Source organism: Geomonas silvestris (assembly GCF_014193515.1).
Lineage (GTDB): Bacteria > Desulfobacterota > Desulfuromonadia > Geobacterales > Geobacteraceae > Geomonas > Geomonas silvestris.
Window position 1 is genome coordinate 14,619 of record NZ_BLXX01000020.1, and the last position, 18,100, is coordinate 32,718.

General features: G+C 62.5%; 17 protein-coding genes. 7 read left to right on the forward strand and 10 right to left on the reverse strand.

Going from position 1 to position 18,100, the window contains the following annotated elements; translation table 11 throughout:
* Nucleotides 1-22: 22 nt before the first annotated feature.
* The 6 genes from prfB to GMST_RS20530 form a co-directional block, all read right to left on the reverse strand.
* Nucleotides 23-1,139 (reverse strand): peptide chain release factor 2 gene (prfB, locus tag GMST_RS20505; protein WP_183356579.1). Its coding sequence is split into 2 segments (ribosomal slippage): nucleotides 23-1,069 and nucleotides 1,071-1,139, totalling 1,116 coding nucleotides; the frame shifts between segments, so codons are not numbered across the junction.
* Nucleotides 1,140-1,217: 78 nt separating this feature from the next.
* The gene (gene lnt, locus GMST_RS20510; protein WP_183356580.1) at nucleotides 1,218-2,777 is read right to left on the reverse strand and encodes an apolipoprotein N-acyltransferase; all 1,560 of its coding nucleotides are present in this window, start codon (nucleotides 2,775-2,777) and stop codon (nucleotides 1,218-1,220) included.
* Nucleotides 2,774-3,637, reverse strand: coding sequence for a hemolysin family protein (locus tag GMST_RS20515; RefSeq protein WP_183356581.1), 864 nt, complete (start codon nucleotides 3,635-3,637; stop codon nucleotides 2,774-2,776). Before GMST_RS20515 ends, lnt begins: the two co-directional genes overlap by 4 nt.
* 139 nt (nucleotides 3,638-3,776) lie before the next feature.
* Nucleotides 3,777-4,484 (reverse strand): diacylglycerol kinase, encoded by a 708-nt coding sequence (locus tag GMST_RS20520; protein ID WP_183356582.1) that lies wholly within the window; start codon nucleotides 4,482-4,484, stop codon nucleotides 3,777-3,779.
* A gap of 36 nt (nucleotides 4,485-4,520) precedes the next feature.
* The gene (gene ybeY, locus GMST_RS20525; RefSeq protein ID WP_503826515.1) at nucleotides 4,521-4,910 is read right to left on the reverse strand and encodes an rRNA maturation RNase YbeY; all 390 of its coding nucleotides are present in this window, start codon (nucleotides 4,908-4,910) and stop codon (nucleotides 4,521-4,523) included.
* Entirely contained in the window at nucleotides 4,873-7,233 is a 2,361-nt protein-coding gene (locus GMST_RS20530) for an HD family phosphohydrolase (RefSeq protein WP_183356619.1), read from the reverse strand. Before GMST_RS20530 ends, ybeY begins: the two co-directional genes overlap by 38 nt.
* Nucleotides 7,234-7,472: 239 nt before the next feature.
* Between GMST_RS20530 and eno the strand changes: the two genes are divergently transcribed.
* The 3 genes from eno (at nucleotide 7,473) to GMST_RS20545 (ending at nucleotide 10,238) form a co-directional block, all read left to right on the forward strand.
* On the forward strand, nucleotides 7,473-8,762 hold the full coding sequence (eno, locus tag GMST_RS20535) for a phosphopyruvate hydratase (protein WP_183356584.1): 1,290 nt from the start codon (nucleotides 7,473-7,475) through the stop codon (nucleotides 8,760-8,762).
* 172 nt (nucleotides 8,763-8,934) lie between these two features.
* Nucleotides 8,935-9,159: a hypothetical protein gene (locus GMST_RS20540; RefSeq protein ID WP_183356585.1), complete on the forward strand. Its 225-nt coding sequence runs from the start codon at nucleotides 8,935-8,937 to the stop codon at nucleotides 9,157-9,159.
* 158 nt (nucleotides 9,160-9,317) lie between these two features.
* A complete protein-coding gene (locus GMST_RS20545) occupies nucleotides 9,318-10,238 on the forward strand; it encodes an RluA family pseudouridine synthase (RefSeq protein ID WP_183356586.1) in 921 nt (306 codons plus the stop codon).
* Here GMST_RS20545 and GMST_RS20550 read toward each other — a convergent pair whose 3' ends face one another.
* The gene (locus GMST_RS20550; RefSeq protein ID WP_183356587.1) at nucleotides 10,239-10,901 is read right to left on the reverse strand and encodes a protein-L-isoaspartate(D-aspartate) O-methyltransferase; all 663 of its coding nucleotides are present in this window, start codon (nucleotides 10,899-10,901) and stop codon (nucleotides 10,239-10,241) included.
* Between the two features lie 51 nt (nucleotides 10,902-10,952).
* A complete protein-coding gene (locus GMST_RS20555; RefSeq protein ID WP_183356588.1) occupies nucleotides 10,953-12,365 on the reverse strand; it encodes a sigma-54-dependent transcriptional regulator in 1,413 nt (470 codons plus the stop codon).
* Nucleotides 12,366-12,874: 509 nt separating this feature from the next.
* Here GMST_RS20555 and GMST_RS22690 point away from each other — a divergent pair.
* Together GMST_RS22690 and GMST_RS20565 are read left to right on the forward strand one after the other, a co-directional pair.
* Complete coding sequence (locus GMST_RS22690) at nucleotides 12,875-13,234, forward strand: transposase family protein (protein WP_183356589.1); 360 nt, start codon at nucleotides 12,875-12,877, stop codon at nucleotides 13,232-13,234.
* A gap of 671 nt (nucleotides 13,235-13,905) precedes the next feature.
* Nucleotides 13,906-14,397, forward strand: coding sequence for a BCAM0308 family protein (locus tag GMST_RS20565; RefSeq protein WP_183356590.1), 492 nt, complete (start codon nucleotides 13,906-13,908; stop codon nucleotides 14,395-14,397).
* Nucleotides 14,398-14,523: 126 nt separating this feature from the next.
* On the opposite strand, the gene GMST_RS20570 is transcribed toward GMST_RS20565, so the two are convergent.
* Both GMST_RS20570 and rpsA read right to left on the reverse strand, forming a co-directional pair.
* Nucleotides 14,524-14,751 (reverse strand): DUF3820 family protein, encoded by a 228-nt coding sequence (locus GMST_RS20570; RefSeq protein ID WP_183356591.1) that lies wholly within the window; start codon nucleotides 14,749-14,751, stop codon nucleotides 14,524-14,526.
* 3 nt (nucleotides 14,752-14,754) lie between these two features.
* Nucleotides 14,755-15,954, reverse strand: a complete 1,200-nt coding sequence (rpsA, locus tag GMST_RS20575) for a 30S ribosomal protein S1 (protein WP_183356592.1) — start codon at nucleotides 15,952-15,954, stop codon at nucleotides 14,755-14,757.
* Nucleotides 15,955-16,181: 227 nt separating this feature from the next.
* Between rpsA and GMST_RS20580 the strand changes: the two genes are divergently transcribed.
* Both GMST_RS20580 and GMST_RS20585 read left to right on the forward strand, forming a co-directional pair.
* Complete coding sequence (locus GMST_RS20580) at nucleotides 16,182-16,376, forward strand: GSU3473 family protein (protein ID WP_183356593.1); 195 nt, start codon at nucleotides 16,182-16,184, stop codon at nucleotides 16,374-16,376.
* A gap of 214 nt (nucleotides 16,377-16,590) precedes the next feature.
* Complete coding sequence (locus GMST_RS20585) at nucleotides 16,591-18,051, forward strand: RtcB family protein (protein WP_183356594.1); 1,461 nt, start codon at nucleotides 16,591-16,593, stop codon at nucleotides 18,049-18,051.
* Nucleotides 18,052-18,100 lie beyond the last annotated feature (49 nt).

Consider the following 18,100-nt stretch of genomic DNA (forward strand, 5'->3'; position numbering starts at 1 on the left):
CCGGGGTCGCCCCCTTGCCGCACTAGATGTCCTTGGTCTCGCGGCGCACCCCCATGAGGTAGGGGACCACGAAGTCCTCGAGGGCGCCGTCCAGGACCGCGTCCGGGTTGCCGCTCTCCACCCCGGTTCTCAGGTCCTTCACCATCTTGTAGGGGTGCAGCACGTAGGAGCGGATCTGGCTCCCCCAGCCGATCTCCTTCTTCTCGCCGGCGATGTCGGCCGCCTTGGCCTCGCGCTCGCGCAGCTCGAGCTCGTAGAGTTTCGAGCGCAGCACCTTCATGGCGGTCGCCTTGTTGCTGTGCTGGCTGCGCTCGTTCTGGCAGGCCACCACTATTCCCGTCGGGATGTGGGTGATCCGGATTGCCGAGTCGGTGGTGTTGACGTGCTGGCCCCCCGCGCCGGAGGAGCGGTAGGTGTCGATCCGCAGGTCGCTCTCCACGATCTTCACGTCGATGTCATCTTCCTCGATGATCGGGAAGACGAAGACCGAGGCGAACGAGGTGTGGCGCCGGGCGTTGGAGTCGAACGGCGAGATGCGCACCAGGCGGTGGATCCCCGCCTCCGCCTTCAGGTAGCCGTAGGCGAACTCGCCGCTCGCCGCGAAGGTGCACCCCTTGAGCCCCGCCTCCTCGCCCCCCTGGTAGTCGGTGATCTCGGTCTTCCACCCCTTCTTCTCGCAGTAGCGCAGGTACATGCGCAGGAGCATCTCGGCCCAGTCCTGGGACTCGGTGCCGCCCGCCCCCGCGTTGATGGAGACGAAGGCGCCCGAGGCGTCGTGGGGCCCCGAGAGCATGCGCCGGAATTCGGCGGCGCTCACCGCGTCCTCCAGCTTGGCGTTCATGGCGGCGACCTCCTGGAGCGTCGCCTCGTCCTCCTCCTCGCTCCCCAGTTCGATCAGTTCGCGGATATCGCCGGCCTGCCGGTCGAGGACCTCCCAGATGGTGACGTCCTTTTCCAGGGCCATGCGCTCCTTGAGCACCTTCTGGGCCCGGTCGGCGTCGTTCCAGAAATCGGGACTGGAGGTAAGCTCCTCCATCTCGAACATCCGCTCCTTTTTGCTATCTACGTCAAAGAGACCCCCGGAGCTTGTTGATGCGCTCAGCGAGACCTTCTATCTTGGCGACTTCTTCTCTGAACATCGGTTGCGACTCCTTTTCTATTACTGCGCACAAGCGCTTCGGACAGCGGCCCACTATAGCAGGAATAGGCCTGCCGCGTCACGCATTTGCGGAAATTTTCTTGCTGCGGCGGTACCAGACCGAGAGGCCGCCCCCCAGCGAGGCACCAAGACAGCCTAGGGCGAAGAGGTCGCCATGGCGGCTGTAGAAGCTCGCGGCAGCGCCCCGGCGCACCTGGCCGGCCAGGGTAGCTTCCTGGAAAAGCTGTGTCATGCCGCGCACATGCCCCTTGCTGTCGATGATGGCCGAGATGCCGGTATTGGCGGCGCGGACCAGCGGCACCCGGTTCTCCACGGCCCGGAACACGGTCATGGAGAGGTGCTGGTAGGGGGCCGAGGACCTCCCGAACCAGGCGTCGTTGGTGATGTTGACCAAAAGCCCCGCCCCCTGCCGGACGTAGGCCCGTGAGATCTCCGGAAAGATCCCCTCGAAGCAGACCAGGACGCCGATCTTGCCGTTTCCGGTCTCCAGCGGTTTCAGTTCCCGCCCCGGGGAGAAGTCCCCAATCCCCGCCACCAGCTTGTTCACGAAGGGAAACAGCCCCTTGAGCGGCACGTACTCGCCGAAGGGGACCAGGTGCTGCTTGTCGCTTCGGCCGGCGAGTGCCCCGGACGGTGCGATCAAAAAGGCGCTGTTCAGGTAGCGGGTCAACTCCCCCTCCCGCTCGAAGGCGGGGCTCCCGGCGATCAGGCAGCTTTTGAGCTCCGCGGCCAGGGACTGCACCCGCGCCGCGTACTGCGGCTCGCTCTGCAGGAAAAAGGGGAGCGCGCTCTCCGGCCAGACCACCAGCGTCCCCGGCGCGCGGCACCCCTGGCGCGAGAGCCGCTCGTAGGTCTCTACCGTGGCGGAGGCGAACTCCGGCTGCCACTTCACCTGCTGCGGGATGTTCCCCTGCACGAGGAGGATCCGCTCCAGCGGGCCCTGCTCCGGGCGGTTCAGCGCCGCGAAGCCGTAGCCCAGGGTGGCGGCAACCAGGATGAGCAGGGCAAGAAAGCTGCGCACCGGGTACGCGGCGTCGGAACGCCTGAGCCAGAGCCACATCCTGAAGAAGACCAGGTTGGCGAAGGCCACCAGGAAGCTCACGCCGTACACCCCGGTCAGGTCCGAGATCTGGATGAGCGGCAGGGTGCGGAACTGGGAATAGCCGAGATTGGCCCAGGGAAAACCGGTCAGCAGGAAGGAGCGCACCAGTTCTGCCGCCACCCAGAGCACCGGGAAGGAGCAGAGCGGGGAGATGCCCCCCTCTTCCCCTTTCCTGGCAAGCCAAACAACCAGCGCCGGGTAGAGGGCGAGGTAGGCCGCCAGCACCAGGTAGAGGAGCGCGCTCAGCGGCGCCGGGAGCTTCCCGTAGCTGGTCATCACGATGTTGAGCCAGTACAGGATCCCCAGGTAAGCGACCAGCCCGGTGACGAAACCAAGCAGTGCGGCACGCGCGGGGGTGGTTCCTGCGGCAGCGACCAGGAGCGGCACCAGGGCGCACCAGGCCAGAAGCGAGATGCCGGGATCAGGAAAGGAGAGCGCCAGGAGCACTCCGGAAGTCAGCGCCAGGAGAACGGGCCCCCAGGCAGCGCCTTTCCCGGGGACGAAGAGGTCGGTCACGGCTGCTCCGTATCCTTGTCCGGCGCGGCCTCGTCACGCTTTACGATGCGGACCCGGCTGATGCGCCGCTCGTCCGCCTCCAGCACGGTGAGTTCCAGCGAGTCGCTCACGAAATGCTCCCCGGCGCAGGGGATGCTTCCGGCCAGATGGAAGATGAGCCCGCCCACGGTCTCGAACTTCTCCCGTTCGATTTCCACGTCGAAGTGCTCCTCGAGCTCCTCGATGGGGAGCCGGCCGTCCACCACGATGGCCCCGTCCCCCTCCTCGACCAGCATCTCCTCTTCGAGGTCGTACTCGTCCTGGATGTCCCCGACGATCTGCTCCAAAAGGTCCTCGATAGTCACCAGGCCGGCGGTCCCGCCGTACTCGTCGATGACCACCGCGAGATGCACCCGGCGCTTCTTGAAGTCGTGCAGGAGCGCTTCCAGGTCCTTGGTCTCCGGGACGAAGTAGGGAACGCGCAGCAGTTTCCGGAGTTCCACTTGGTCGTCGGGGAGCCCCCAGTACCTGAGCAGGTCTTTGGCGTAGAGCAGACCGATGATGTTGTCGATGGTCCCCTGGTAGACGGGAAGGCGGGAGTGGCCGCAGGCGATGATCTCCTTGAGCACCTCGCTGAGCCTCATGTCGGCGGAGAGGCAGGCCATCTCGGTGCGCGGCAGCATGATCTCGCGCACCACCGAGTCGCGCAGGGTGAGGATGGAACGGATCATCGCGTTCTCCTCCTCGTTGATGAGCCCCTCTTCCTCGCCGGCGTCCATGATCTCCTGGATCTCCGCCTCGGTCACCTTCTTCTTGCCGTAGAGGAACCTGCCCAACAGGTCGATCAGTCCGCCGTTTTTTCGTCCGTTTTCCTCATCCAAGGGATGTTTGCCTCCGTTGTTAGCCATTGCCGTGTCGGGATACTGACCACCTGGCCAGCCCTGTCTCTTCCTCCCTGTTCTCCCGCCGCGCGGCGGGTGTCAAAAAAACCGGTCGGGCCGGCGCAATTGGTAACCCGATTCACCCCAAGGCGCGGAACACGCTGGTCACCGCAACGGTAACGAGGGTCCCGGTCAGGGCGCCCATCACCACCTCCCGGGTGCTGTGGATCTGCAAAAGCAGCCGCGAGTGGCTCACCATCACGGCGAGGACGAAGCACAAAAGCGAGGTGAGCGGGTCCTGGGTGTTGAAGGAGATGCTGGTGGCGATGGAGAAGGCGACCGCCGCGTGTCCGCTGGGAACCCCACCCTTAAGCGGCGTCCCCTTGCCGGTCAAGGACTTCAGGATGATCACCGTGATGAGCACCATGATGACCGAAACGATGGTCCCCATCTCGGAACTGGTGCCGACCATGGCGAGCACTCCCCGATGAAATGGAAACAGGTACTTGGCCAGGACCAGGTACCCGAGGATGGCGGTCCCGAAGGCCGCCACCAGTACGGCTCCCGCCGCCACGTCCTTGGCCACCTTGGCCATGGGATGGAACTCCGGCGAGATCATGTCGACCACCACCTCGATGGCGGTGTTCAAAAGTTCGGCAAAAAGGACGAAGGAGACCGCCAGGGCGATCAGCATGAACTCCATCGGTGAGACCCGCACCAAAAGCGCCGCGGTCATCACCACGAGCGCTGCGGCGAAGTGGCGCCGCATGTGCTTTTGGGTGCGCACCGTGTAGAGGATCCCCTCTATCGCGCAGTTGACCGATTCAATGAAGCGGGTCGGCTTCACCCTCCCCCTCCCGATGCGGGTATCCGGCCTACGCCGCTAGACAAGCCCTTCCTCGACGAGCAGGGCGAAGATCTCGCGCTCGCGCTTCTCCATGCGGGCCGCCACGGCCTCCCCGCTTCTCTCGTGGTCGTAGCCCGTTATGTGCAGGATGCCGTGCAACAGCAAGAAGCAGAGCCGGCTCCAGAAGCTCTCCCCCGCCTCCTCGGCCTCGCGCGCCGCGGTGTCGGCGGAGATCACCACGTCCCCGAGCATCTGGGGGTTCAGCTCCCCGAACTCACCCTCCTGCATGGCAAACGAGATCACGTTGGTCGCCTTGTCGCGCCCGAGGTAGTCGCGGTTCAGGGTCCGGATCGAACGATCGCCGACCACGGTGACCGAGAGTTCGGCCTCAGGACATCCCAAGGCGTCTAAGATCCTCTGTGCCACCTTTCTGAACGCCGGAATCCCGACCGGGTTCCGCTTTTGGCGGTTCGCTATCACTATCCTCTGGGGACTTCTTGGCACAGCTCTTCTCCTTGTAGGCAGGTTCGGGGTAATCGATCCGGTGGTGGTAGATCCCGGCCAGGATCTGGTTGAAGCTCTTGGCTATCTCGTGCAGGTTTTTCAGGGTCAGTTCGCACTCGTCGAGCTGCCCGTCCATGAAGATGTTGTTGATGATCTTCTGCACCATCCCCTGGATGCGCGCAGGGGTGGGGTCGACCAGGGTGCGGCTCGCCGCCTCGACGCAGTCAGCCAGAAGCACCAGTCCCGCCTCGCGGGTCTGCGGTTTGGGGCCCGGATAACGGAAGTCGCGCTCCTCCACCGGCGGCGCCCCGGGGGTCTCCATACCCTTCGCCTTCAGGTAGAAGTAGCTGATGAGGCTCGTGCCGTGCGACTGGCGGATGATGTCGATGATGGGGCGCCCCAGCCGGTACTCGCGGGCCAGTTCCACCCCTTCCTTCATGTGCGAGATGAGGATGAGCGCGCTCATGCTGGGGGAGAGCTTGTCGTGGCGGTTTTCGCCGTCGCGGATGTTCTCGATGAAGTAGAGCGGCTTTTTCAGTTTTCCGACGTCGTGGTAGTAGGCCGCGACGCGCGCCAGGAGCGGGTTCGCGTTGATCGCCTCGGCGCCGGCCTCCACCAGGTTCCCGACCAGGACGCTGTGGTGGTAGGTGCCGGGAGCCCGGATCATCAGCTCGCGCAAGAGCGGGGAGTTCAGGTTGGCGAGCTCCAAAAGCTTCACGTCGGTGGTGTACTGGAAGAGCGCCTCCACCAGGGGAACCGTTCCCGAGACGAAGACCGCGTTCAAAAAGCCGCCGAAGAAGGCGAAGCCGATGCAGTAGAGGGTCTGCAGCGACATCGGGTTGTCGCCGTAGATGTGGAAGCAAAGCGCCACCGCCACGTTGACCACGCTCACCTTGAGCCCCGCCGAGTAGATGGTGCCGCGCTCCTTACACTGGCGCACCCCATGCGCGCCGACGATGCCGCCCAAAAGGGCGTAGATCACCACCGGCAGCGAGTTGTTCATCATGATCCCCAAAAGGGGAGCGCAGATGGCGCAGTAGACCAGGGAGATCTCGGAGTTCAGGATGATCCGGACGATGATGCTCCCCGCTGCAAAGGGGAAGAGGTAGAAATAGCTCGCCGTGTCGATAGAGGGGAAGACACCCCCCAGGGCGGCGGAGACGGCGAACATGAACTTGAGCCCGGCGAAGTTCACGACGGTCAAAAGCGCCAGGAACATGATGTCCTTGTTCGTCGGGTTGAACTTGCGGATGTTCTTGCGGGCGAAGCGGTACGGCGAGTAGGTGAGCACCAGGATCAGCCCGAAGACGCCGATGCCGGTGAGAAACGGGGTCAGGTTCTTGGACTTGTACATCTTCTCGAGCTTCATCGCCTGCTCGGCGGAGACCCGCTCGCCCACGCGCACGATCATCTCGCCGCGCTTCAACTTGAAGAGCACCGGGCGTACCGCGGCCCGCGCCTCCCCTTTCTTGTCTTCGGAGGCGTCGCGGTCGAAGGTGAGGTTGGGCGAGAGCATGCGCAGCGCCACCCCCTTCAAGAGCTCAAGGTCCCGTGGCTGGCCGCCGAAGTTCAGGTGCGCTGCAGCAAAGTTCCGTCTGGCGGTCGTAAGGTCGATGACCGCGGCGTAGTCGCCGGCCGCCACCTCCTGCCGGGTCCCAGGATCGATCACCTGAATGCCGTGCTTGCGGTTGGCGCTGAACTTCGCCAGGTCGGCGACGATGCGCTGCCGGTAAAACGGCGCCACCTGGCGCCCCAGGTCGGCGAGGAAGGCCCGGGTATCCCTGACGCGCGCCAGCGCGACGAACTCCTGGTCGGTCAGATCCTGCGCCAGCACCTCGGCGGCCGCCTGACGCCCCTTCTCGCGCACCAGGGTGAACGCCTGCTCGAACCGACTCACGATCTCCAGGTTGGCGTTGGGATCCAGGCTGTAGACGTAGGGAGCCGTGGACTCCGCTTCCGTGCGCTTCTTCTCGGTGAGCAGCAGGTCCTCGATCAGGTAGTCCTGGGAGGCGCGGATGTCGGAGGTGGCGATGTCCCCCTCACGGTACTTCGTGGTGAGGAGCTGCGGGCTGGGGATGATGAGCAGGGTGAGGAATAAGGCGGTGGCGAACAAAAGGGTGAGGCGGGTGCTTTTTTGATGCTTCTCACCGGAGAACGCGTCGGCGAACTTCTCCAGCCAGCAGGAACAGAGCTGGGCGACGGAGGTTTTGTCGTTTTTTTGCTTGTCGCCGTTTTCGGTGGGCATTCTTTCCAATGGTTCCCATGTTGTAGGCAAAGGCCGCCGGGAATCAGACAAGGAGCCAATATATCCTCTTTGGCCTTTTTCTGTCAATGGAAACGACGGTGCCGCAGCGTACCCGCCCGGCCTACGTCTCTAGTTAATAAAAATTTAAAAAACAGCTTACCATTTGTCGTCAGATGTGATATAAACCAGGGCTCCATTGGCAGGTGAAACTGCCGCAATTACCAAACGCGGGGGGAAAAATGAGCCAGATTACCGAAGTGTACGCCAGAGAGATCCTTGATTCCAGGGGGAACCCGACCTTGGAGGTCGAAGTGTTCCTCGATTCGGGTGCCATGGGGAGGGCAGCAGTCCCGTCCGGCGCTTCGACCGGCGAGCGCGAGGCACTGGAACTGCGCGACGGGGACAAGGGGCGCTACCTGGGTAAAGGGGTGCTCAAAGCGGTCTCCAACGTGAACGACATCATTGCCGACGAGATCACGGGCATGGACGCCACGGATCAGGCAGGAATAGACAACCGCATGCTGGCCCTGGACGGCACCGAGTTCAAAAGCCGCCTGGGCGCCAACGCCATCTTGGGTGTCTCGCTGGCGGTCGCCAAGGCTGCCGCCGAGGAAGTCGGCCTGCCGCTGTACCAGTACCTGGGCGGCGCAAACGCCAAAGAACTGCCGCTGCCCATGATGAACATCATTAACGGCGGCGCGCACGCCGACAACAACGTCGACATCCAGGAGTTCATGATCATGCCGGCCGGCGCCAAGAGCTTCAAAGAGGCGCTGCGCATGGGCGCCGAGATCTTCCACGCCCTGAAGTCCGTCCTCAAGGGGAAAGGGTACAACACCGCGGTGGGCGACGAGGGTGGCTTCGCGCCGAACCTGAAGTCCAACGAAGAGGCGCTGGAAGTCATCATGGAAGCAATCGTCAAGGCCGGCTACAAGCCGGGTGAAGAGGTGCTGCTGGCGCTTGACGTCGCCTCCTCCGAGCTCTTCGAGAACGGTGTGTACACCCTGGAGAACGAGGCACAGCCCAAGAAGACCCCGACCGAGCTGGTCGACTTCTACGAGAACCTGGTGAACAAGTACCCGATCGTCTCCATCGAGGACGGCATGGCCGAGAACGACTGGGACGGCTGGAAGCTCTTGACCGAGCGCCTGGGCAAGCGGATCCAGATCGTGGGCGACGACCTGTTCGTCACCAACCCCTCCATCCTCAAGGAAGGGATCAAGAAGGGGATCGCCAACTCGATCCTGATCAAGCTGAACCAGATCGGTACCCTGACCGAGACCCTCGACGCCATCGAGATGGCCAAGCGCGCTGGTTACACCTGCGTCATCTCGCACCGCTCCGGCGAGACCGAGGACACCACCCTGGCCGACCTCTCCGTCGCGGTGAACGCGGGCCAGATCAAGACCGGTTCGCTGTGCCGCACCGACCGCGTCTGCAAATACAACCAGCTGCTGCGCATCGAGGACGAACTGGACGAAGTGGCCCAGTTCCGCGGCGCCGAGGTCTTCTACAACCTCAAGAAATAATCAGCTACCGCCAGGCAGGACACGAAGGCGCACCCCATGCGGGGTGCGCCTTTTTTCGTCACGCGGATTATCCGCCGGGAAAAGCCCTAAATGCTATACTGCAGTAAGTACGGCGTGTCGGCCCGGCCTACCGGCTCCGACCACCAGGGCGGCTAACAAGGAGGTACCAACCATGGCATGCACGGACGAGAAGCACAAAGAGCATATCTGCGCGTTGACGGCGGCCGGCGAAACCGAGTTGATCCACGAACTGGCCCTGCACCCCGCCTTCGAATGCGGCAACTGCGGTGCCAAAGTAAGCGATCAGGATCGGGTCTGCGACCCGGTGGCGCTGCCTGATATCGGCTGGATGGGCGACGGTGCCGACAACGTCGGTACCAAGGTCGGCCAGACCTGAAAAGGCGCGAGTGGTGGACGCCCAGGCAAGGAGGGATGCTTCCTTGCCTTTTTTGTGCCTGCAGCTAGCGGCATCAGCGCAATGAACGGCGCGTTTCAGACCAGTCCCGGGCAACGTCAGCCTTGCAGGGTGCCCTCAATGAGGCTATACTCCCGCGCATGTTAACTTACGAGATATCGGCCCACGACCACCTGCGGCGCGTCGACAGCTTCCTGCGCAACCTGATGCCCACCGCACAGTTCTCCTACCTGAAAAAGCTGCTGAACACCGGGCACCTCACCGTGAACGGTGCCGCCCCCGCCGCGGAGCAGCTCCTCAAGCAGCACAACCTGGTGCAGCTGAAGGAAAGCAGCAAGACCGTCGCCTTTATCGCCAAAGAGCCTCCCGAGCTGGACATCCTCTTCGAGGACACCTGGATCATCTGCTTCAACAAGGCGCCCGGCCTGCCGGTGCACCGCACCGAAGACGCCAGTGAGGCGAACCTGGTCGACCTGGCAGAGAGCTTTTTGAAACGCAGGGACGGGACGAGCCGCCTGAGACCGGTGAACCGGCTGGACCGGGGCACCTCCGGGGCGATCCTGCTGGCAAAAAGCGCCGTTGCCGCGGGGATGTTCGGGAAGATGGTGCAAAACGAGGGGTTGGGGAAACTCTACCTGGCAATGGTGGAAGGAAAACTTCCCGAGGAAGGGATGATCGACTTTGCGCTGGACGGCAAGGAGTCCCAGACCCGCTACCTGCGGCTGTCGCAGGGAAGCTCCGGGGCCCTGGTGGCGGTGTACCCGCTGACCGGGCGGATGCACCAGATTCGGCAACACTTCAAGATGCTCGGGCGCCCGATTCTCGGCGACAAGCGCTACGGCGGCCGCCCTCTTCCCGGCTTTACCGGACACCTCTTGCACTCCTTCGTCACGCAACTGGTGCACCCAGCGACTGGCGAGGCGCTGGTTGTCCCGGCACCGCTCCCCGCTCCGTTGCTGCAGGCCCTCACCCGCCTCACCGGGTTAAAGGAAGAGACCCTGCTCAAGCGGCTGGAGCAGATTCCTCCCGCCGAAGCCCCCTCCCCTTCCGAAGCTGAGTAACTACCACCCCTGTTCCCCAATGAGCGGCACGAAGCGTACCGGCCCGAGGTCTTCGTGCCGGTACTCTCCCTCCCCCTCCCCGACGCGCCGCACCCGCACCAGGCTCTGCAGGTGCTGGGTGACGCCGACCGGGATCACCAGGCGCCCCCCGGGGGCCAGCTGTTCCAAGAGCGCCTTGGGGACCTCCGGGGCCCCTGCGGTAACGACGATCCCCTGGTAGGGCGCCTGTTCCTGCCACCCGAGCGTTCCATCCCCCAGATGCACCGTCACGTTCCAGTAGTCGAGCTCCTCCAGTCGGCTGCGCGCCGATTGGGCCAGCACCGCGATGCGCTCTACCGTGCACACCTGCGCGGCGCACCGGCTCAAGACGGCCGCGGCGTACCCGGAGCCGGTGCCGATCTCAAGCACCCGCTCGTTCCCCTCAAGCTCGAGAGCCTCGATCATATACGCGACGATGTAGGGCTGGGAAATGGTCTGGCCGGCAGCGATGGGTAGCGGGGAGTCGTCGTAGGCAAAGGCATACATCTCGTCGGGGAGGAAGGACTCGCGCGGGACCTCACGCATGGCGGAAAGCACCCGCGGATCGCGGATGCCGCGCCCCATCAGGTGCTCCCGGATCATGAGTTCCTTGGCCGATTGGTAATCGAGGTCCCTTCTGGTCATAGTCGCCCCTCCCGACCGCACAATGGTACCACAGCGGAAGCCGGCGACAATTCAACCTTTCAGCCGCTTGTTCAGGGTCTGGCGGCCCATGCCGAGGAGCTTGCTGGCGCCTCCGAGGTTACCTCCGGAGAGCTGCATGGCCTCCTTGATCATGTACTCCTCGATCTCGTCAACGGTGGGGAAATGGCCGAAAATGGCGGCCAGGGGGTCGTCATCCTTAACGGAATCGGCACTGGTGGGGGGCGGGGCCATGAGGCGCTCATCGCCGATTACGGCGCGGAAGCTCTCCATGGAGAGTATGCCCGAGGTGTGGCGCACCACGGCGTCGAAGATGAGGGCTTCGAGCTCGCGCACGTTCCCCGGGAAGTGGTACAGCGACAACAGCACGGCAAGCTCCGGTGGCGGGGTCGGCTTTTTCTTGTTGAGCCTCTCGGCGACCAGCCCCAGGAAATGATCGAGGAGCAGCGGGATGTCGTCCAGCCGCTCGCGCAGAGACGGCAGGTGGATGCGGTGCCCGCAGAGCCGGTAGTAGAGGTCGTTGCGGAACTTCCCCGCGGCGATCAATCCCTGCAGGTCGCGATTGGTCGCCATGACGATGCGGGCGTTACTCTTCTTGGCGAAGTCGGACCCGACCGGGTAGTACTCCTGCTCCTGCAGCAGGCGCAGCAGTTTCACCTGGCTCAGCTCGTTGAGGTCGCCGATCTCGTCGAGAAAGAGCGTACCGCCCGAGGCGCGGGTGATGAGACCGTCCCGGCTCTGGTCGGCGCCGGTGTAGGCACCTTTTTTGTGCCCGAACAGGGTGTCCGAGAACATGTTGTCGTCGAGCCCGGCGGCGTTGAGTGCCACGTACTCGCCACTGCAGCCGCTCAGGTCGTGAATGGCGCGGGCGATCAGCTCCTTGCCGGCGCCGGTCTCCCCGGTGATCAGGATAGGCTGCCGGGTCACCGCCACCATCTCGATGTACTGGAAGATGGCGCGCATCTTCTTGTTGCCGGTTACGATGGCTGTAAACGCCTCGGGGTGGTCCAGGCGGTCGGTGAGCAGGCGCTGGGTGAGGTCCGAGAGCTCGCGGGAGAGGTTGCGCATCTCCAGGGCCTTCCCGACGCAGGTGACCAGGCGGCGCGAATCGACCGGCTTCACCAGGTAGTCGAAGGCCCCGGTCTTCACGCACTCCACCACCGTTTCGATCTCGTCGTCTGCCGTTACGATGATGACCGGGATGTGGGGGTGATCGTGGATGATCTTGGGGAGCAGTTCCATTCCGGAAGGGGACGGCATGTGCAGGTCGAGGACCAGGACCGCGACCGGCTCTTCGGCCAGGTACTGCAGCACCTTGCTGCTGTCGCTCAAGGTGCGGACGTCGTCGATCCCGCTCCCCTGCAAGCAGAGCCTCGACGTTGTGAGGATCCGCTCCTCGTCATCGACCAACAACACCTGTTTTCTGAGGCTATTCATCTGGGTCATGCACGGTACCCTCGACAAGTGGGGATGGCGCAGCGAGTGCTGCACGTTGGCAGCCCTGCAGTTTCAAGGCACGTGCCAAAGAGGCCGGCACTCTTCGGTGCAGCAGCGCCAAAGCGTTAGCCCTGCCAGGAAAGGCAGGGGGGGATTCTATAGGGGTGCAACATTTATTACAACAGCAAAAAATCTGACAACCGGTCAGGATGCTGAAATCAGGCGCAACACGGCGAAAGCAGACTAAAGCCTGCGGCGAATTCTTGGCAACGATCACCAAAGCGGCTCCGGGCAGGAAAACAGCATTGGTGCGGGTTGGAAGCGGGCATTGCGGGTGGCATGTTCGTTGCTAAAGGATATCGAGCATTTACCTCCTACAAGGTGTCCGACAATGCCACATCACCACTCGATGGATCAGAGGTTTACCCATGGACTATCCCGCAATTTTCTCGGCCACGCTGGGGCTGCACCACCCTTGGCACATTGTCTCGGTGACCTTTGGGCGGGACGAGAGACGCATGGACATCCGTCTGGACGTTTTTCTGGGAAACCTTTTCACCTGCCCCTGTTGTGGCAAGCCGACCCCCCCATGCGGGTACGAGGAAGAGACCTGGTTCCATGAGGACTTCTTCGGGTACGCGACCTACCTCAACGCTCGGGTACCGCAACTGCAGTGCGGCACCGGAATCCTTGCCGCCGACCGTCCCTGGTCCCGGACCGGATCGCGTTTCAGCCGCCTGCTTCCCAACGGAGCCGTGGTGACCGCCCTTGCTGCCGCCGAACTGGGACCTGCTGGGGAAGTCCCTGTGCCGCGCGGTACGTCAGAGTCGAGATCTCCGGCCTCCGGGCAAGCAATGGCTATCAGACGGAACTGTTGACTCTCAATACTCCCAAGCGTAGAATGAACTTGTGACCGAAGCACGTTCTTTGAAAACAACTCTGGGGTACATGCAGAGGTGCTTCTGAGGAAGCTGTCGATACTTCTTTCTTGTGATTCTCAGGTTCAGGCGCGGTGAGCATCTTCGATCAGTAAGAGGAGATGCCTGAAGCGTCTTCCGGAGGAATGCTAGAAAACGGGCAGATGTCTCAGACACCCTTTACGGTACTTTGGAGTTGGTAACTGGCGTTTCAGGAGATCAAGCCGGAAGGCGTAGATTCTCATCCGCCATGCGCGTAAAAACCGCTTCAAAAAGGGGACAGCCAAAAGGGTTCACCGGAGTTGGCCTGGTCACCGGGTGAGCAGGTACTTCGCCCCCCTATTAGCAGCCCACCGACGGATTAGATTAAAGCATCTCGAAATGAGCGCCAGTTACAATTTACGAAAAAGGTCCGGTGTGACAGCACACCGGACCTTTTTTTGTATCCTCGTATCCCGTTCTCCGATGCTCGCCTCGTTGGGACCAAGACCGCACCCTCAGGGAACATCCCGATTTCAGAAGAGTTTCCAAAAGGCAGCCATCTTGAGGCAGACGCAGAAAGCGTACTTCCGCAAGAGCTCCGATGCTATACTGAGATTGACCAGAGAGACACTTTTTTGAGGAGGTTCATTATGGCACACAAACCGAAAGGCCCGCCAGAAGAGAACCGGTTGAGAACGATCCGCAGCCCGCACGTCTACCTCCAGCGGCGGGGACTGCCGGAAGATGCCCTGTGCAAAGGGTGTGGTCTGATTTACCGCAGCAAAAGGTGGCAGATGGGACAGCCCGAGGGTACCCCAAGTTGCGAGGTCCTTTGCCCGGCCTGCCAACGCATGAAAGACCACAACCCCGGCGGAGTGGTCACCCTGTCCGGCCCTTACCTGGCGGAACACAAGGCGGAGATTCTCAGCACGATACGGCACGAGGAAGAGCGGTCGCGGGAGAAAAACCCCATCGGCCGTATCATGAAAATCCGGGAGGAGGGAGACCGCATCACCGTAACCACTACCGAAGACAAACTAGCCCAGAAACTGGGACGCGAAGTGTACAAGTCCCAGCGTGGAGAACTGCACTACCAATGGACCCATGACCTGAGCCAGGTACGTGTGAACTGGATGCGGTAGAGGTTCCTGCTACCGGGCGTGATCGCTTCTCGTAGGCGCTCCATAGCCCGCGCAAAGCTCCAGAAAATGTGATCGGCGAATGAAAAAAGCCCCCTCGAAATTCGAGAGGGCTTTGTTTTTTTATGCTTACCGCGTCTTAAGCGGGGCGAACAGGTACTCCAGGCCGTTGAGCTTGATCTCGTAGAGGCACTGCAGCAGTTCACCCAGTTCACCATCCGGAAAGCCCTGTTGGCGAAACCACACCAAGTATGGCTCGGGAAGATCCACCAACAGCGTTCCGGCGAACTTGCCAAAGGGCATCTTGGTGCGGGCCAACTTGAGCAGAAAACCGGGATCCGGAAAGATCTCCTGCACCGGCTACCCTTTGTTGAGCTTCGCCTTGAGCAGGTCTCCCAGCGTCCCCATCCCCTTCGGAGCCTGGGCGGCGCTGGCCCGGAAGGCGTCCAGGGTGTCGGCCTGTTCCTGCTCGGCACGGCTCACCGAAGCAAGCGACAGCGAGATGCGACGCTGCTCGCGGTCCACGCCCTCGACTTTAACCTCGACCTCCTGCCCTTCGGAGATGACCTCGCGAGGATGCTGGATGCGCTTGCCGGCGCCCAACTTGGAGATGTGGATCAGGCCGTCGACGCCGTCAGCCAGGGTGACAAACGCGCCAAACGGGGTGAGACGGGCAACCTTGCCGTTGTGGAAGGACCCTTCGGGGAAGGCAGCGGCAGCCTCTTCCCAGGGATCGGCCAAGGTATCCTTGAGCGAGAAAGAGATGCGGTCCTTCTCCCAGTCGATGGACTTCACGACCAGGTCGAGTTCCTGCCCTACGCTCAGGACTTCGCTCACGTGGTTCACGCGGGTCCAGCCCACCTCGGATACCGGGAGCAGCCCCTCGACCGAGCCGATCGAGACAAAGGCGCCGAAGTCGCGCAGCGAGGTCACGGTGCCGTGCACCTTCTGGCCCACCTGAAGGGTCTCCTTGAGAGCCTCCTTCTGCTGGCGCTGTTCTTCCTCGAGCAGGGCGCGGTGCGAGAGGACGATGTTGCGCCCCTTCTCGCCGTATTCAGTGATCTTGAAGGCGAGGCGTTTGCCGATCAGGGCGGCGGTGTCCTGCACCCGGCGCAGCGCCACCTGGGAGAACGGGCAGAAGGCGCGCGAACCGGCAACCTTCACCTCGAAACCACCCTTGATCTCCTTCTCGATGACCCCCTCGACCGGGATCCCGTTGGCGTAGGCCTCTTCCAACTGGGCATTGCCTGCCGAAGCGCTGGCGCCGCCGATCTTGGTGGTGAAGCGCATCTCGTTGTTGCGCGAGGAGATGAACCAGGCGGACACCTTGTCCCCCACCTGTACGGTCACGTTGCCCTCGGCATCCATGAGTTCCTTTATATCGAGGACACCTTCGCCTTTGCGGCCGGTGTCCAGAAACACCCACTCCTTGGCGATCTTCAGAACAGTCGCTTCCACCTTGTCACCCGGTGCCAGGCGACCGGCGTCTTTCTGGCTCGCCTCGAACAGCTCGGCGAAACTCTCTTCACCGTTTTCCATCTCATCCAACATTTCGTCCATTGTTGAGTACCTCTTCACTGAATTGTCTGCCGTTGGGCATCACAGGAGCATACAGGGCACCCCGCACCCTTGTCAACTACGCTTTCTGTCCACCCGCCCGAGGCCCCGCTTGCCGCAGTGCGCTCCGTGGGCCGTCAACTTGAAGGAAAAGGCTAAAGGTTCCGGGAACTCCCACCGATAAGGTTTCCAACGGGGCCGTTCAAGGACCCGCCTCAGGAGGAAAACACATGGGCGTTCTGGTCTGCTACGACGACTACACCTACGATGTCATCAACGCGTATCATCTCGATTACCTGCTCGACAAGGGGTGCGTCATCGGCTACGACGACTCCGGCGACTGGCAGAAAACCGAGGACGCCGAGGCCGAGGTCATACTGCTCACCGATCTCGCCCATGAGGCGGCCAAGCGGGATCGCGTATAACACCTGCCACAACGTCACTTTTTAAGCGCCGTTTCCACGCCTGCCGGAACGGCGTTTTTTTGTCCGACGCCGACCACTTCGCGCCCTCTAACGCTCCCTCCCTCGTTCATCTCGATACCCATCTCTACCCCAGTCCCCTCGGGCGGCCAACCATGCGATAGCCAAGTATGGTAACATAGCGCAATGGATAAGGACCTTTAGCAGCGGAGGACCTATGAACACGCCGGCGGCGCTGAAACGGATAGCAGAAACGATCTGGGAACTTCCCATGAGCTACAAAGAAGGGATGCTGGTCCCCGCCCGCATCTTCGCGAGCGAAAAGCTCGTCGAGGAGATGGATGCGGGCGTTTTCGAGCAGGTCTGCAACGTGGCGACGCTCCCGGGAATCCAGCGCTACGCCTATTGCATGCCCGACGGCCATTGGGGCTACGGTTTCCCCATCGGTGGCGTGGCAGCCATGGATCCCGGCAGCGGGGTGATATCTCCAGGCGGCATCGGTTTCGACATCAACTGCGGCATGCGCCTGGTGCTGACCAATCTGAGCGCCGCAGAGGTCGTCCCACGCCTGCATCACCTGGTGGACCGCCTTTTTGCCAGGATCCCTACCGGGGTGGGATGCCACGGGTTCGTCAAACTAAAACAGGACGAATTCCGCCAGGTGGCCGAGCAGGGGTCGCGCTGGTGCCTGAAACACGGCTATGCCACTCCCGAGGATCTGGAGATGACCGAGGAGGGGGGATGTTTCTCCGGCGCCGACGCCACAGATGTCAGCGTCAAGGCGATAGAGCGCGGCTTCAACCAGCTGGGCACCCTGGGGAGCGGCAACCATTACTGCGAGATCCAGGTGGTCCAGCCGAACAATATCATGGATCCCGAGCGCGCCGAAGCCTTCGGGCTCACCATGGTACCGAATCAGGTGGTGATCATGTTCCACTGCGGCAGCAGGGGGTTCGGGCACCAGGTCGCCACCGATTACCTGAAACTCTTCCTAGGGGTCATGGAGCGCAAGTACGGCATCAAGATCCGGGACCGTGAACTTGCCTGCGCACCGTTCCACTCTCCCGAAGGGCAGTCCTACTTCAGTGCCATGAAGTGCGCGGTGAACATGGCCTTTGCCAATCGCCAGGTGATCCTGCACCGCATCCGGGAGGTCTTTTCGGAGGTCTTCAACAAAAGCCCCGACGAACTCGCGATGCGCATGGTCTACGATGTCGCCCACAACACTGCCAAGCTCGAACGCCACACGGTAAACGGCCACACAAAGGAGCTGCTGGTGCACCGCAAGGGGGCCACCCGCGCCTTCGGGCCTGGCGCCAAGGGGATCCCGGAGCGCTATGCGAAGACGGGACAACCGGTGATCATCGGCGGGAGCATGGAGACCGGCTCCTACCTCTTGGCCGGCATGTCCAGCGGCGCCGATGCCTTCTTCACCACCGCCCACGGCAGCGGCAGGACCATGAGCCGCCACGAGGCGAGAAAGCTGTTCCGGGGCGACAAGCTGCAGCACGACATGGAGCAGCGCGGCATCTACGTTCGCAGCGACTCGTTTGGCGGGCTGGCCGAGGAGGCGGGTGCGGCTTATAAAGATATCGACGAAGTGGTGCTGACCACTGAGATTGCGGGTCTCAGCAAACGGGTAGCCCGGCTCGTGCCCATCGGCAACATCAAAGGGTAAGCAACCCGCCACCGACATCGCGATGAAGCATTGCGGAGTCGGGGTTCCG